1 protein-coding gene is annotated in these 392 nt (G+C 65.6%); it reads right to left on the bottom strand.

All coding sequences use genetic code 11. The annotated features are described in order from the left end of the window. Positions 1-292, bottom strand: a 292-nt coding sequence (locus tag D3227_RS40880; RefSeq protein ID WP_120019489.1) for an HK97 gp10 family phage protein, incomplete at its 3' end; no start/stop codon positions are given. Positions 293-392: the final 100 nt, after the last annotated feature.

The raw sequence follows: 392 nt of genomic DNA, 5'->3' as shown, positions 1-392 counted from the left end.
GTACGGCATAGGGCAGCGAGTTCGACAGGTAAGTCACACCGCCGGCGCGTGTCTGCTTGATATCGGCTACCAGTCGATGGAGCGTTACCTGCCCATCCGGATCGACCGCCATCGACGTGGCACGCTGGATGCCGGCCGCCGAAAATTGCCAGTTCGCGCGAAAGCGCCCGGTGTCGAACGGCGACTTCAGGATCACTCCCTTGGCCAGCAGCACCGTGGCCTGACGCGTGGCCGTATCGATGTTGCCCTTGGCTCGCGCGGCGAACTTCCCAAGGTCCGCAGTGAAGCTCATGCCTGCCTCAACTGCAGCTCGTACAGCAGCACCAGGCCGGCGGGCGCCAGCGTCTTGACCGTCACCACGCGCCAGGTGGCGCCCAGCGCCAGCACCAGGT

The sequence above is a fragment of the Mesorhizobium waimense genome (assembly GCF_003601975.1).
Classification (GTDB): domain Bacteria; phylum Pseudomonadota; class Alphaproteobacteria; order Rhizobiales; family Rhizobiaceae; genus Mesorhizobium; species Mesorhizobium waimense.
This window is presented reverse-complemented; position numbering and strand designations above follow the sequence as displayed.